General features: G+C 59.9%; 13 protein-coding genes. 12 read left to right on the top strand and 1 reads right to left on the bottom strand.

The window, feature by feature from the left end; all coding sequences use genetic code 11:
* Positions 1-81 precede the first annotated feature (81 nt).
* The 9 genes from PL599_RS19270 (at position 82) to PL599_RS19230 (ending at position 9605) form a co-directional block, all read left to right on the top strand.
* On the top strand, positions 82-1179 hold the full coding sequence (locus PL599_RS19270; protein WP_269825281.1) for an ABC transporter ATP-binding protein: 1098 nt from the start codon (positions 82-84) through the stop codon (positions 1177-1179).
* Positions 1176-2861 (top strand): ABC transporter permease, encoded by a 1686-nt coding sequence (locus tag PL599_RS19265; RefSeq protein WP_080794072.1) that lies wholly within the window; start codon positions 1176-1178, stop codon positions 2859-2861. The genes PL599_RS19270 and PL599_RS19265 overlap by 4 nt, the downstream gene beginning before the upstream one ends.
* An 81-nt stretch (positions 2862-2942) precedes the next feature.
* On the top strand, positions 2943-3905 hold the full coding sequence (locus PL599_RS19260) for a hypothetical protein (RefSeq protein ID WP_077983199.1): 963 nt from the start codon (positions 2943-2945) through the stop codon (positions 3903-3905).
* A 170-nt stretch (positions 3906-4075) separates the two neighbouring features.
* Positions 4076-4891: a DUF2189 domain-containing protein gene (locus PL599_RS19255; protein WP_077983152.1), complete on the top strand. Its 816-nt coding sequence runs from the start codon at positions 4076-4078 to the stop codon at positions 4889-4891.
* Positions 4892-5169: 278 nt separating this feature from the next.
* Positions 5170-5985 carry a cytochrome c oxidase subunit II gene (locus PL599_RS19250; protein ID WP_269825280.1) on the top strand — a complete coding sequence of 272 codons (816 nt, stop codon included), beginning with the start codon at positions 5170-5172 and terminating at the stop codon, positions 5983-5985.
* 55 nt (positions 5986-6040) lie between these two features.
* Positions 6041-7819, top strand: coding sequence for a cytochrome c oxidase subunit I (locus tag PL599_RS19245; protein ID WP_149148344.1), 1779 nt, complete (start codon positions 6041-6043; stop codon positions 7817-7819).
* Positions 7816-8520, top strand: a complete 705-nt coding sequence (locus tag PL599_RS19240) for a cytochrome c oxidase subunit 3 (protein WP_269825279.1) — start codon at positions 7816-7818, stop codon at positions 8518-8520. The genes PL599_RS19245 and PL599_RS19240 overlap by 4 nt, the downstream gene beginning before the upstream one ends.
* A gap of 12 nt (positions 8521-8532) precedes the next feature.
* Entirely contained in the window at positions 8533-9258 is a 726-nt protein-coding gene (locus PL599_RS19235; RefSeq protein ID WP_269825278.1) for a heme-copper oxidase subunit III family protein, read from the top strand.
* A gap of 14 nt (positions 9259-9272) precedes the next feature.
* Positions 9273-9605, top strand: coding sequence for a cytochrome C oxidase subunit IV family protein (locus tag PL599_RS19230; RefSeq protein ID WP_077983198.1), 333 nt, complete (start codon positions 9273-9275; stop codon positions 9603-9605).
* A gap of 16 nt (positions 9606-9621) precedes the next feature.
* On the opposite strand, the gene PL599_RS19225 is transcribed toward PL599_RS19230, so the two are convergent.
* The gene (locus PL599_RS19225) at positions 9622-10668 is read right to left on the bottom strand and encodes a GlxA family transcriptional regulator (RefSeq protein WP_271359674.1); all 1047 of its coding nucleotides are present in this window, start codon (positions 10666-10668) and stop codon (positions 9622-9624) included.
* Positions 10669-10754: 86 nt separating this feature from the next.
* Between PL599_RS19225 and PL599_RS19220 the strand changes: the two genes are divergently transcribed.
* The 3 genes from PL599_RS19220 to PL599_RS19210 are packed head-to-tail and all read left to right on the top strand — an operon-like array spanning position 10755 to position 15356.
* A complete protein-coding gene (locus PL599_RS19220) occupies positions 10755-12008 on the top strand; it encodes a sarcosine oxidase subunit beta family protein (protein ID WP_077983148.1) in 1254 nt (417 codons plus the stop codon).
* Positions 12009-12048: 40 nt separating this feature from the next.
* Positions 12049-12369 (top strand): sarcosine oxidase subunit delta, encoded by a 321-nt coding sequence (locus PL599_RS19215; protein WP_269825476.1) that lies wholly within the window; start codon positions 12049-12051, stop codon positions 12367-12369.
* Positions 12366-15356, top strand: a complete 2991-nt coding sequence (locus PL599_RS19210; protein ID WP_271359671.1) for a sarcosine oxidase subunit alpha — start codon at positions 12366-12368, stop codon at positions 15354-15356. The genes PL599_RS19215 and PL599_RS19210 overlap by 4 nt, the downstream gene beginning before the upstream one ends.
* Positions 15357-15361: the final 5 nt, after the last annotated feature.

Raw genomic sequence — 15361 nt, 5'->3', positions numbered from 1 at the left:
AGCGGCGACCGTCCCCTTTTATTTCATTCACAATTCGCTTTTCGTTTGTCCAGCGTGGTCACGGGCCGCGCAGGATCTGTCATGGAGCAGCACATGGCCGCCGTGGAAATTACCAGCATCAAGAAAAGTTACCGGGATGTCGTCGCTCTCTCCGACATCAATATCTCCATCCCCTCGGGATCGTTCTTTACGCTTCTCGGTCCGAGCGGATGCGGCAAGACAACCCTCCTGCGCACGATTGCGGGGTTTCACCAGCAGGATAGCGGCAGTATCAGCATCGAAAGACAGGCGATCGAACATGTGCCCGCACACAAGCGCGATGTCGGCATGGTTTTTCAGGATTATGCGGTCTTCCCGCATATTTCCGTCTTCGACAACATCGCCTTCGGTTTGAAGCAGCGCAAGGCGTCTTCCCCCGAGATTCGCGAACGGGTCGGCAAGATTCTCGACATCGTGCAGCTCGCTCCCTACGCCAAGCGCATGCCGCATGAATTATCCGGCGGTCAGCAACAGCGTGTCGGCCTTGCGCGTGCGCTCGTCATCAATCCCAAAGTGCTGCTGATGGACGAGCCGCTATCCAACCTCGATGCGAAACTGCGTGTGGATCTGCGGCGCGAGCTGCGCGAAATCCAGCAAGCCATGAACATTACCACGGTTTATGTGACCCATGATCAGGAGGAGGCGCTTGCCATGTCCGATCTCGTCTGTGTGATGTATGGCGGCGTCATCCAGCAGGCCGCAGCGCCCTGGGAGGTTTACAACAACCCCGCCAATCGTTTCGTCGCCTCCTTTGTGGGGGCAAACAATTTCCTGACGCTGGATCGTGCGGGTGGGCGGACCTCCATTTCCGGGCACGGCGTAGGGTTGCCGCAGGTCGACGCCATTGCGCCGCAACGAACGGTCGTTGCCGCCATCCGTCCCGAAGCCATTACCGTCGGTTCGCCTGCGACAGATGGTGAAGGCCGCATCGAACTGCCTGTCACCATAAGGCAGGTCAGCTTCACCGGCCGCGAGATGAATGTCGCCGCGGTGCTGTCGTCGGGAGAGGAAATCGAGGCGATCACCAAGCCGTCGCCTGACATCATCGCCCTTCAGCCCGGCCAGAAAACGGTTTTCTCCTGGTCTGCCGGTGATACCAAGCTCTTCGGTGAAGGCGTTACCGGGGAGCGCCTGTCATGACGGATATGACCGCGACTTCAATGCCCGGAGGTTTTCGTTTGCGGCTGCCGGGTTTCTGGACAAGCGTGACGGTGCTTGCCGTTATCCTTTTGGCTGTCTTCCTGATCCTGCCGATCTTCAGCGTATTCTTCATCAGTTTCTTCGACGCCAAGACGGGTGCATTCGGTTTCGGCAACTATGTGCAGGTGCTGACGCGGCGTTTTTATACCGTGGCATTGTGGAATACGTTGGTCATCGGTGTGCTTGGCATGTTGGGGGCCTGCCTGCTCGGTATTCCGCTTGCCTTCTGCACCTCGCGTTACCGCATTAAGGGCCGTACATTCATTGCCACCTTCGCGGTGCTGGTTCTATGTGCACCGCCCTTCATCGGCGCCTATGCCTGGATCATGCTGTTCGGCGCCAACGGCGCAGTCACCAATCTCCTGTCTTTCGCCGGTATTTCCTTGCCGACCATTTACGGGATACCCGGCATCGTGATGGTCTTCAGCCTGAAGTTCTTTCCCTATATTTTCCTGATGACGGAAAATGCGCTGAACACCATCAACAAATCTTATGAGGATGCGGCGGAAAACCTCGGCTGCACGGCGTTCCAACGGTTCCGCAAGATCACCTTGCCGCTGGTCTTTCCGGCAGTCAGCACCGGCGCGATCATCTGCTTCGTCTTGTCCATCGCAGATTTCGGAACGCCGGCAATCCTCGGCAAGGGCATCAGGACGCTCTCGACCATCGCCTATGCGCAATATACCTCCGAAATGGCGGGCACGCCGACCATGGCAGTCACGATTTCCATGGTGATGATCGCTATTTCCATGGCCGCACTTCTGTTGCAGCGGCACATTCTCTCCAAACGCCGTTACGCCAGTTCTTTGACGAACCGGCCGGTTAAACAGCCCATGCGCCCGTTGAAATCGTTCATCGTGCATGGCTTCTGCTATCTGGTCGTCTTTGTCGCCATGCTACCGTCCCTTACGGTCATCTACACATCGTTCCTTGCGACGAACGGCCCTGTCTTCACAGGCGGTTTCGGGTTGGACAGCTATGCCCGCATTCTTCGCGATTCACCGCAGGCGATTGCCAACAGCTTCACCTTTGCGATTGCAGCCGTGGTGTTGATCGCCATCGTTTCCGGCCTGCTCTCATTCATCGTGGTCAGGCGGGACAATGCAGTATCGGGCTCGCTCGATCTTCTGCTGATGGTACCCTATCTGATACCCGGCGTCGTCATGGCAATCGGCTACGTCACGACGTTCCGTTATCCGCCTTTTGACATCACTGGCACGGCGCTCATCATCATCCTGTTGGTGTTTATCCGCCGCCTGCCTTACGGCGTCCGCTCCACGACCTCGATCCTGCGGCAGATCAAACCTTCCATCGAGGAGGCTGCGGTCAATCTCGGCGCTTCTCCGGCAAAGACGTTCATATCGGTGACGGTGCCGCTGATGTTGCCAGGTCTCATCATCGGTTCCTTGATGAGCTTCATCACCGCCATAAACGAATTGTCCTCGACGCTGATCCTCTACACGGCGCGGACGATTACGATGCCCGTGCTGATCTATATTCAGGTGATTGACGGCGAGTTCGGCACGGCCGCGGCTCTTTCCACCTTGCTTCTCGTCAGCACCGGACTTTGCGTCTTCGTCGTCTTCCGGCTTTCGGAAGACAAGGAAGCCTCTTTCGTCTGAAGCCATCAAACATCATTCAAAACTGCAGCAGCGGCGACCCATGTGTCGCCGCCAGCCTCCCTCTGCAAGGACACCGGAAAGATGAATATCGCGAGCTTTTCGCAATCGAAATACAAGAACGCCGCAAAGCCGGGGGACGATGTGGCGCTTCTCATTCCCGGACGGGTTCTGGCCGTTTTCGACGGCGCGACCGACCCGACCGGAGCAAATTACGGCGGGCTGACTTCCGGCCGCATTGCGGCTCTCGCCGCCGCCAATGCCGTGGCTGAGATGAGCCTTGACGGCAGGCTGGAAACGCTCGCCGCGCCCGCGCTTTTTCAGAATATCAGCGATATCCTGAAAAAGGAGGCGCAGCGCATCAATGCCGGCCATCCGCCATCGACCACCCTGGCGATCGTGGCGGATATGGGCGACAGCTTCCGCCTGCTGCTTGCCGGCGATTCCGGCGTCAGGATCAACGGCACCCGTCTGTTTCAGCACACGAAGCTGATCGATACGGTAAGTACTTCGGCGCGTATATTCGTATTCAAACAGCTTCTTGCCGTCATCGGTGACGGTGATGCGGCCGAAGCAAGAACGCGTGCGACGATCTTCTCCGGCCTGCGTTCGGCGGTCGCAAACGGTATCATGACGGCGCGGGATGCGGAAAATGCCGTCACTGCCGCAGCCGGGATGAGCGGTCTTGAGAACGACGTTGAAACGGTCGAGGAATTCCTGATGGGCGGCATCCGTGTCCAGCCGCAATTCGCAAACCGGCATGGGCATGTGCTGGGTTACGCCTCGGTGAATGGCGGAACGGTCATGCAGGAGGGGACGGTTGACCTCCGCATTGCCAAAGACGGGCTCTCGAGCGTTGAAATATTCTCCGACGGCTATTTGTCCTTGCCGGCTGGGACGGATGTTGCGGCCTGGGAAGCGGAATTCGCGCGTGTCGAGGCGGCGGATTTTCACAAGCTGGGCGAGTATCCGTCCGTCAAAGGTTCGACAACGGCGGAGTTCAGTGATGACAGGACCGTCATTTGCCTCAACCTGGCTCAAGGGTAGTCCAGTTGTGCCGACGGCGGGCATCTGATGTCTCCAATTTAAACAACAGGCGACAAAGGCGCCAGAATTTGATAAATTACAAAACAGCCGGTTGCGGTTTTACGCCTCGATAGAAGTCACCGAGCGTTCCTGTACCGCCAGCCGGATCATGGCGCAGGAGGAGAAGTGCTATGACGGCATTCCATGTCATGTCCGGTGCGAGTGGTGAATTTGCCCGCCCGGAAGTCCGCAAGATTGGCATCCCGGATATCGTGGATGCGTTGAAGCTGGGACTTGAGGACTTTAAAGAAAAGCCGTCCCACTATGTTTTTCTCTGTCTTATGTATCCGATCGCCGGTGTTTTTCTGGTGATGTGGAGTTCCGGCGCCAATTTGCTGCCGGTTATTTATCCGCTGATGTCGGGTTTTGCACTGATTGGTCCGATCGCGGCCATCGGGCTTTATGAAATCAGTCGGCGGCGCGAAAAGGGGCTGGATAGCTCCTGGCGGCATGCACTGGAGGTTCGTCACTCTCCGGCCCTGCCGTCTATCATCGCGGTCGCCGTCATGCTGTTGGTGCTTTTCGTCGTCTGGCTGATTGTTGCGCAGAGCATCTACACTGCGACTTTCGATGCGACCGGTCCGGTTTCGCTCTCTACCTTTCTGTCGGACGTATTGACGACCTCGCAAGGTCTCTCCCTCATCATCTGGGGCAATCTCGCGGGTTTCGTTTTCGCGGTCGTCGTGCTGGCGACAACGGTGGTGGCGTTCCCGCTGCTGCTCGACCGGGATGTCGGCGCAGTCGCGGCGGTGGATGCGAGCATCCGCGCCACGCTTGCCAACCCGGTTCCCGTGGCGCTTTGGGGATTGATCGTCGCGGCCTTGCTCGTTGTCGGCACGATCCCGGTATTTATCGGCCTCGCGGTCGTCATGCCCATCCTCGGCCACTCGACCTGGCACCTCTATCGGAAACTGATCGTGTCCGATTATCCGAGCCGTACGCCTTGAATTCATAGAGGAAATCTATCCGTAGATCATCCTTCCTGCCGTTGCGGCCCCGCTGAGGGGAGCCGCGGCGGTTGGAATGGCTACGCAGAGTGCGGGGACGCCATGTGGTATCGTTTTCTTCCGATCCGTCTGCTTTTCGCGATTGCCTTCCCGATTGATGCAGGCGCACAGGAAGGAGACGCTACCATAATTGCTCGCCCGACTCATTTATGAGATAATGCTAATATATTTTGCGATGGGTTTTGGAAGCAGTCGTGGCCGGGTCACGGGAGGAGACGATGGCTGTCGTTGTGGTTCTCGTTCTGCTGGTAGTGGGATCGATCGTGTTCCACCTGCTGAGCCCGTGGTGGTGGACGCCGATAGCGTCGAACTGGAGCTATATCGACAATACGATCATCATCACTTTCTGGATCACCGGCTTCGTTTTCTCCGCCATCGTGCTGTTCGTCGCCTATTGCGTGTTCCGCTTCAGGCACCGCGGCGGAAACCGGGCGGCATATGAGCCTGAAAACAAGCGCCTGGAATGGTGGCTGGCGGGCGGGACCGGGGTTGGGGTGGCGGCGATGCTTTTGCCGGGCCTCTTCGTATGGAACCAGTTCGTAACCGTCCCTGACGGTGCGAGCGAGGTGGAGGTCGTCGGTCAGCAATGGCAATGGAGTTTCCGGCTGCCGGGAGCGGACGGACGGCTCGGGCGGGCGGATACGCGCGCTATTGGACCCAACAATCCGCTCGGCCTGAACAGGAACGATCCCGCCGGAATGGACGATGTCATCGTTGAAGGCGGCGAGTTGCATCTGCCCGCCGGCAGGCCTGTGAAAATGCTGCTGCGCGCGGTCGATGTCGTGCATGATTTTTACGTGCCGGAGTTCCGGGCAAAGATGGACATGATCCCCGGTTCGGTCACCTATTACTGGTTCACGCCGACCCGGACGGGGACATTCGAGGTTCTCTGCGCGGAACTTTGCGGTGTGGGCCATCCGCAGATGCGCGGCACCGTCGTCGTTGATACCGACACCGATTATCAAGCCTGGCTGGAGCAGCAGCCGACTTTCTCGAAATTGCTGGCCTCGGCGGAAACGTCGGCAGCCAGATGAGCGTCGTGCATATTGAGAGGGGAAGACCGCATCGGGGGAACAGGGAGGATGGAACATGGTCGAGATTGGATCCGGCGCCGGGCAGGTCATTCAGCCCGCTGAAGTCGAGGACGTCGAGCTTTATCACCCGAAAAGCTGGTGGACGAAATATGTTTTCAGCCAGGACGCCAAGATCATCGCCATTCAATATTTCCTGACAGCCATCGCAATCGGCATGCTGGCGCTGGTGCTTTCCTGGCTGATGCGCCTGCAGCTCGGTTTTCCCGGCTATTTCTCCTTCATCGACGCGGAACATTATTATCAGTTCATCACCATGCATGGCATGATCATGGTGATTTACCTGCTCACCGCGCTGTTTCTTGGCGGTTTCGGCAACTATCTGATCCCGCTGATGCTCGGCGCGCGCGACATGGTGTTTCCTTATGCCAATATGCTGAGCTACTGGCTCTACCTCTCCGCCGTCCTTGTGCTGGTGGCCGGTTTCTTCGCACCCGGCGGGCCGACGGGCGCCGGCTGGACGCTCTATCCGCCGCAGGCGCTTCTTTCTGGAACGCCGGGCGGGCGCGACTGGGGCATCATCCTGATGCTGTCATCGTTGATCCTGTTCATCATCGGCTTTACTTTGGGCGGGCTGAATTACGTCGTCACCGTGTTGCAGGGACGCACGCGCGGCATGACGCTGATGCGCATGCCACTGACGATATGGGGCATATTCACGGCGACCGCCATGGCGCTGCTCGCTTTCCCGGCGCTCTTCGTCGCCGCCGTCATGATGCTGTTCGACCGGCTGCTCGGCACGAGCTTCTTCATGCCGGCCATCGTGGAGATGGGCGAACAATTGAAGCAGGAGGGCGGCAGTCCCATCCTGTTCCAACACCTGTTCTGGTTCTTCGGCCATCCGGAAGTCTATATCGTCGCACTTCCCGCCTTCGGCATCGTCTCGGATCTGATCAGCACCCATGCGCGCAAGAATATCTTCGGCTACCGGATGATGGTCTGGGCGATCGTCATCATCGCGGCGCTGAGCTTTGTCGTCTGGGCGCATCACATGTATGTCAGCGGCATGAACCCGAATTTCGGGTTCTTTTTTGCAACCACGACGCTGATCATCGCGGTGCCGACGGCGATCAAGGTCTATAATTGGGTGCTGACGCTCTGGCGCGGCGATATTCATCTCACCCTGCCGATGCTATTTGCGCTCGCCTTCATCGTCACCTTCATCAATGGCGGATTGACCGGCCTATTCCTTGGCAATGTCGTCGTCGATGTGCCGCTTTCGGATACGATGTTCGTGGTCGCCCATTTCCATATGGTGATGGGGGTCGCGCCGATCATGGTGATCTTCGGTGCGATTCACCACTGGTATCCGAAAGTCACGGGCCGGATGCTGAACGAGGCGATGGGGCACGTCCATTTCTGGATCACCTTCCTTGGTGCCTATGCCATCTTCTTCCCGATGCATTATCTCGGGCTGATGGGCGTGCCGCGCCGCTATTACGAGCTGGGCGAAACCGCCTTCATTCCAGATTCGGCGCACACGTTGAACATATTCATCACCGTGGCCGCGCTCATTGTCGGTGCGGCGCAATTGCTGTTCGTGTTCAATCTCGAGTGGAGCCTGCGGTGGGGCAAGAAGGCCGTCGGCAATCCGTGGCGGGCCACGACACTGGAATGGCAGACGCCGCAGACGCCGCCGGTTCATGGCAACTGGGGCAAGGAACTGCCGGTCGTTTATCGCTGGCCGTATGATTACAGCGTGCCCGGCGCGGCTGAGGACTTCCTGCCGCAAAACCAGCCGGCTTCGGCGGGGTCGTCCGAGAGGGCCTTGTCATGAGCGCCATCCTTGTCTTCATGGCCGGTATCGCCGGCATCATCGGCTGGTGGATGGCGCGGCAGCGGCTGGCCTCGAAGCCCTGGCTGGAAGTTGGTCTGGCAGGCGATGCGCCGGAGATGCAGGGATCGTCGGTGACAATTGCGAAACTCGGACTTGGGATATTTCTGGCGGTGGTCGGTGCATTGTTCACCTTGCTCATCAGCGCCTATCTCGGCCGCATGGGCGGCGCCGACTGGTGGGGTATTCCGCTCCCCGGACTGTTATGGGTGAACACCGCGGCGCTCGCCGCCAGCAGTCTGGCGCTGCAATGGGCGAAAACCGAAACCCGTCCGGATCATCGTGACAGGCTGAATGCGGCTCTTGTGACAGCCATTGCGACGGCTGTTTTCTTTGTGGCCGGTCAATTCCTGGCGTGGAGGCAACTTATCTCCGCAGGCTATATTCTGGCGGATAACCCATCGAACAGCTTCTTCTACATGATTACCGGTCTGCATGGCCTGCATATATTGGGCGGGCTCCTCGTACTTGGGCGCACCGCAATCCGTGCCCGGAGAGAGCCCTTGTCGGCAAGAATGCGCCTGAGTGTGGAGCTGTGCGCGATCTACTGGCATTTCATGCTGGTCGTCTGGCTCATCCTTTTTGCGCTTTTCGCCGGCTGGGCGAATAGTTTTGCCGATCTCTGCCGTCAATTGGTCACCTGAGGAGTGTCGATCATGGCCGCATCCATGGAGGAAAGACCGATAAGTGATCCGCATCTGCGGCCGGCTGGACTGCGCGGCGTCGCCGCCGATCTGTCATCGGACCAGCGGGCGTTCAAGAACGTCTCCTGGGGCAAGGCAATGATGTGGATATTCATTCTGAGCGATATCTTCATTTTCGGCTGTTTCCTGCTGGCCTATATGGCGGCGCGCATGTCGGCCACCGCGGCCTGGCCCAATCCCAGCGAGGTTTTCGCGCTCACGATTGCCGGCAGGCACATTCCGCTGATCCTGATTGCCATCATGACCTTTGTTCTTATCAGCAGCAGCGGCACGATGGCCATGGCCGTCAACTTCGCATATCGCCGCGACCGTCGCAAAACCGCCGCGCTGATGGTGGCGACGGCAGCGCTTGGCGCGACATTCGTGGGAATGCAGGCATTCGAATGGAGCAAGCTGATCGCAGAGGGCGTTCGTCCCTGGGGCAACCCGTGGGGTGCAGCGCAGTTCGGTTCGGTTTTCTTCATGATCACGGGCTTTCATGGCACCCATGTTTCCATCGGCGTCCTGTTTCTTCTCATCGTCGCGCGCAAGGTGTGGCGGGGAGATTTCGATCAGGAAAGGCGGGGGTTCTTCACCAGCCGTAAGGGGCAATACGAGATCGTCGAGATAACGGGGCTTTATTGGCACTTCGTGGATCTGGTGTGGGTCTTTATCTTCGCATTCTTTTATCTGTGGTGAGTGAGGATGGCATCATGGCGCAGCAACAGTCACAACAGGGACAGCAGCATCCGATAAGACTTTACATGGTGGTCTGGGGGCTGCTTTTCGTTCTCAGCGCCTTCTCCTATATGATCGATTATCTCGGTATCCAGAGCTATCCGAGATGGTCTCTCATCATCCTGTTCATGATCCTGAAGGCGGGGTTGATCATGGCGATTTTCATGCACATGGCCTGGGAACGGCTGGTCCTGATCTACGCCATCCTGTTACCGCCGGTTCTCGTGCTCGTCTTTGCAGCCCTGATGGCCTCGGAATCGAGCTATACGGCTCTTACCCGGCTGACCTTCATGGGGGCGGGTTCCTAGAACCGACGCAAGATTTTCAGGATTGTGGAAGCAGCACGCCGACGGCGAATTCCTCGTCGGTCGCGACGTGGCCGACCTGAGTCTTGCGGTATTCGCTGGGGGTGAAACCGCGCTCGGCTCTGAGCGTGCGGGAAAGGTGCGGCGCATCGCAAAAACCGGTGGCGAGCGCAATCTGGGTGATGCTGTCACGCGTCGTGCGCAGGAGCGACAAAGCGCGATCAAGCCGCAGTTCGAGATAGACCTTGGAAGGCGTTGCGCCCAGGTCGGTGAGGAAACGCCGTTCGAGGCTGCGGCGGCCAAGGCCGAGATCATTCGCCAGTTCCTGCACGGTTCTCGGAACTTCGATATTCTGCTGCATCCGCAGGATCGCTTTTTTGATGAGGGGATCGTTGGCCTTGCGCGCGCTCTGCTGGCCGGGTTGAGGTTTTTCGCCGCTCAGCGCACTGTCGATCATCATGATGTTGAGGCTCTTGATGGCGGCGGACTGGCCGACATGGCGCTCGACAAGGAACGCCGCCAGATGCGCTGCTCCATGGCCGCCGGAACAGGTCAGCCGGTCGCGGTCGATGACGAAGATCTGGTCGGAAATCATCTGGACGGTATCGAAACGGTCGAGAAAGTCCTGGCGGTGGAACCAGCTCACGCAGCAGCGATAGCCATCGAGCAGGCCGGCCTCATGCAGGATGAAAACGCCGGTGCAGAGCCCGACGATGGGAACGCCGGCCGCTGCCCGCTCTTTCAGGAAGCGCAGCGCTTCCTGCGGCAGGGCGCTGTGATCGCTGATCAAACCGCCGACAACGACGATATAGTCGTAATGCGCAGCGTCCATCAGCCGCGTGTCCGGCTGCACCTTCACGCCGCAGCTCGACTGCACGCTGCTCAAACTTGCCGAGAGCACCGACCATTCGCACAGGATAGGCCGTGAACGGTCCGCCTCATCGGCCGCAAGGCGCAGCACATCGACGAAATTCGCGAAGGCCGACAGCGTGAAGCGGTCGGCAAGCAGGAAGGCGACGCTGAGGCGTTTTCTGGCGCGGTGTGAGGTCATGACGCAAATATTCATGCAAACAGACGCGATTGTCCAGCCGGGGCGCGGCAAATGCTCCTAGCTTTTGCGACACGAGATTTTCCAACCATCGGGTCCCGCTCATGACGCGTTTTAATGCCTTCAATCTTTTGCGGAATGCTCTGACCGGCCACAAGAACTGGGACGAGCAATGGCCCGACAGTCAGCCGAAAGCCGAATATGACGTGGTCATTGTCGGTGCCGGCGGCCATGGTCTGGGCGCTGCCTATTATCTGGCCAGCCAGCACGGCATCACCAATGTCGCCGTCATCGACAAGGGTTGGCTCGGCGGCGGCAATACCGGCCGCAACACCACGATCATCCGCTCGAACTATCTCTATGACGAGAGCGCCCGTCTTTACGATCACGCCGTCGATCTGTGGGAGAACCTGAGCCAGGAATTGAACTACAACGTCATGTATTCAAGGCGCGGCGTGTTGATGCTGGCGCATAATGTGCACGATGTGCAGAGCTTCAAGCGCCACATCCATTCCAACCGTTTGAACGGCGTCGACAATCGCTGGCTCAGCCCGGAAGAGTGCAAGGATTATTGCCCGCCGCTCAGCATTGCGCCGAATGCGCGTTACCCCGTCATGGGCGGCGCGCTTCAGGAACGGGCCGGCACGGCCCGCCACGATGCGGTCGCCTGGGGTTATGCGCGCGGCGCCGCCGCCCGTGGTGTCGATATCATCCAGAACTGCCCGGTCACCGCCATTCGCCGTAACGCCGATGGCTCCGTCGCGGGCGTTGAGACGGCGAGGGGCTTCATCAAGGCGAAGAAGGTTGCGGTCTCGGCCGCCGGCCACACCTCGGTCGTCATGGACACGGCCGGCGTGCGTCTGCCGCTTGAAAGCTATCCATTGCAGGCGCTGGTGTCGGAGCCGATCAAGCCGATTTTCCCCTGCGTGGTCATGTCGAACGCCGTCCACGCCTATATCAGCCAGTCCGACAAGGGCGAGCTGGTCATCGGCTCGGGCACGGACCAGTATACCTCCTATTCGCAGCGCGGCGGCCTGCCGCTGATCGAACATACGATCGCGGCCATCGTCGAAATCTTCCCGATCTTCAACCGCATGCGGATGCTGCGCAAATGGGGCGGCATTGTCGATGTGACGCCGGATCGCTCGGCCATTCTCGGCAAGACGCCGGTCGACGGGCTCTACGTCAATTGCGGCTGGGGCACCGGTGGCTTCAAAGCAACACCGGGCGCCGCCCACACCTTCGCCTGGACCATCGCCAAAAACGAACCGCACCCGATCAACGCGCCTTTCACGCTGGAACGCTTCCGCTCCGGCCGCCTGATCGACGAGGCCGCCGCTGCCGCCGTGGCGCACTAATTTCCACGCATTTTCCGGAAATGCTCCGAGGATTTGAACCATGCTTTTGATCCGCTGCCCTTATTGCAACGAAACGCTGCCCGAAGCCGAATTCACCTATGCCGGCCAGGCCCATGTCGTCCGCCCGGCCGACCCGTCGTCGCAAAGCGATGAACAATGGGAAGAATTCCTGTTCATCCGCGAAAACGTGAAGGGTCCGCATTTCGAGCGCTGGCGGCACATGCACGGCTGCGGCCGCTTCTTCAACGCCGTGCGTGACACGGTGAGCGACCGTTTCTTGACGACCTATCGCGCGGGTGAGCCGCGTCCTGAACGGTCTTCCCTGACCCGCTTGACCGCAAGTTCCGAGGTGTCGAAATGAACTCCTATCGCGTTTCCGGCCGTGGCCGTGTGGATGCCGCCCGCTCGGTCAGCTTTACTTTCGACGGCAAGACCTATCGCGGCGTGAAGGGCGATACGGTCGCCTCGGCACTTCTGGCCAATGGCGTGCACCTGATGGGCCGCTCGTTCAAATACCACCGCCCGCGCGGCCCGGTGGCGGCGGGTTCCGAGGAGCCCAATGCGCTGATCGGCACTCGCCGCAGCGCCGGACGTTTCGAGCCGAATACCCGCGCCACCGTGCAGGAAATCTGGAACGGGCTTGAAACCACCTCGCAGAACAAATATCCGAGCCTGAAATTCGATATCGGCGCGGTCAATGACATGGCCTATATGCTGTTTTCGGCGGGCTTCTACTACAAGACCTTCATGTGGCCGAAGAGCTTCTGGAACAAGGTCTATGAGCCCTTCATCCGCGCGGCCGCCGGTCTCGGCGTTTCGCCGACGGAAGAAGATCCTGATACCTACGCCTCGCGCAACCTGCATTGCGACGTGCTGATCGTCGGCGCCGGTCCTGCCGGTCTTGCAGCGGCGCGCGCGGCGGCGGTCGATGGTCTCAAGGTGGTGCTGGTCGATGAAAATGCCGAAGCCGGCGGCACGCTTTTGTCCGAACCCCAGGCGAAGATCGACGGCAAGCCAGCGTGGACCTGGCTTGCGGATGAATTGACGGCCCTGAAGGATCGGGGCGTCAAGGTCATGACGCGCACGACGGCGATTGCCTATTACCACCAGAACATGATCGGCCTTTGCGAAAAGCTGAGCGATCATCTGGAAACCGTGCCGAAGGATACGCCGCGCGAGCGCCTGTGGCGCGTTCGGGCGCGTCAGGTGGTGCTGGCGCAGGGCGCGCTGGAAAAGCCGCTGGTTTTCCACGGCAACGACCGGCCGGGCGTGATGCTGGCGGGTGCTGCCCAGACCTATCTCAACCGCTATGGCGTCAAGGTCGGCAACCGGCCGGTGGTCGTGACGAGCCATGACAGTGCCTGGTATGCGGCTTTCGATCTACACGGCGCCGGCGCGCGCGTCCAGGCGATTGTCGATACCCGCGCCAAGGTGCGCGAGGAGCTGGTGAACGAGGCGCGTGCGCTCGGCATTCCCGTCAAGCTGTCGCATACGGTCACGGCGACATCGGGGCGGTTGCGGGTCAAGTCCGTCCGGGTCAATGCGGTTAGTGGCGCGTCGGTCAGTGCGGGGCAGGAGATTGCCTGCGACGCGGTGCTGATGTCGGGCGGCTGGACGCCGTCGCTGCATCTCTTCTCTCACACGCAGGGCAAGATCGCCTGGGACGATGAGCGCACGACCTTCCTGCCCGCCTTCACCAACGAGGATTGTGTGATTGCAGGTGCCGGTCGCGGGCTCTGGGGCATCGAGGCCGCGCTGAGGGATGGCGCGGAGCGGGGTCGTGAAGTCGTCGCAGCACTTGGCAAGACCACTAACGTTTCCAGCCATGCGGTGGATCATGATCGTACCGGCAGCGGCGTTTCCCACACCGAACTGCCGAGCGACCGTGACGCTGGCAAGGCCAAGGCTTTCGTTGATTACCAGAACGACGTGACCGCCAAGGATCTGAGGCTCGCCGTGCGCGAGGGCATGCGCTCCATCGAGCATGTCAAGCGCTACACAACCAATGGCATGGCCACCGATCAGGGCAAGATGTCCAATATCAACGGCCTGAACATCGCGGCGGAAGCGCTTGGCAAGCGCCAGCCGCAGGTGGGGCTGACCACCTTCCGTCCGCCATACACGCCGACAACCTTTGGTGCCTTCGCCGGTTATCACCGCGGCGCGCATTTCGAAGTGACGCGCAAGACGCAGATCGACGGGTGGGCTGAGGAGCATGGCGCGGTCTATGAGCCGGTCGGGCAATGGCGTCGCGCCTGGTATTTCCCGAAGCCGGGCGAAGACATGGATGCGGCGGTCGGCCGGGAATGTCGGGCAGTGCGCCAGAGTGTGGGCATTTTCGACGCCTCGACGCTCGGCAAGATCGAAGTGGTCGGTCCTGACGCGGTCGAGTTCATGAACCGCATGTATACCAATCCCTGGACGAAGCTTGCCGCCGGCCGCTGCCGTTATGGCCTGCTGCTCGGCGATGACGGCTTCATTCGTGATGACGGCGTCATCGGCCGCATGACCGAGGACCGTTTCCACGTCACGACCACCACGGGCGGTGCCGCCCGGGTGCTGAACATGATGGAGGACTACCTCCAGACCGAATGGCCCGATCTCAATGTCTGGCTGACCTCGACCACCGAACAATGGTCCACCATTGCGCTGAACGGTCCGAACGCGGCCAAGCTGCTTGCGCCGCTGGTGGAAGGTGTCGAACTGACGGAAGACGCTTTCCCGCATATGTCCTGCGTGGAATGCACGGTCGCCGGCATGCCGGCGCGGCTGTTCCGCGTCAGCTTCACCGGCGAGATCGGCTTTGAGGTCAACGTGCCGGCGCCGCTTGGCCGCAAGCTGTGGGAAATCCTGTGGGAGGCCGGTCGGCAATATGGCATCACGCCTTATGGCACCGAGACCATGCATGTGCTGCGCGCTGAAAAGGGTTACATCATCGTCGGCCAGGACACCGACGGCACGGTGACGCCCTATGACGCCGCGATGGGATGGGCGGTCGGCAAATCAAAGCCCGATTTCGTCGGCAAGCGCGGCCTTGCCCGTCCCGATCTCGTCGCCAAGGGCCGCCGCCATCTCGTCGGCCTTCTGACGGAAGATCGCTCCAAGCTGGAAGAGGGCGCGCAGATCGTCTTCGATGCGAAACAGCCGATACCGATGAAAATGGTGGGTCACGTCACCTCCTCCTATCACTCGGATGCGGTTGGCCAGCCGATTGCGCTGGCGCTGGTTGAGGGCGGCCATGATCGGATGGGTGAGACCGTCTACATTCCGATGCTGGACCGCACCATTGCCGCAAAAATCACCGGGATGGTCTTCGTCGATCCCGAAAACACCCGCCTGAAGATCTGACCCCG

The organism is Agrobacterium sp. ST15.16.055 (assembly GCF_027956555.1).
GTDB classification, from domain to species: domain Bacteria; phylum Pseudomonadota; class Alphaproteobacteria; order Rhizobiales; family Rhizobiaceae; genus Agrobacterium; species Agrobacterium salinitolerans.
Note: the sequence above shows the minus strand (reverse complement) of the source record. Positions and strands in the feature narration are given on the sequence as shown.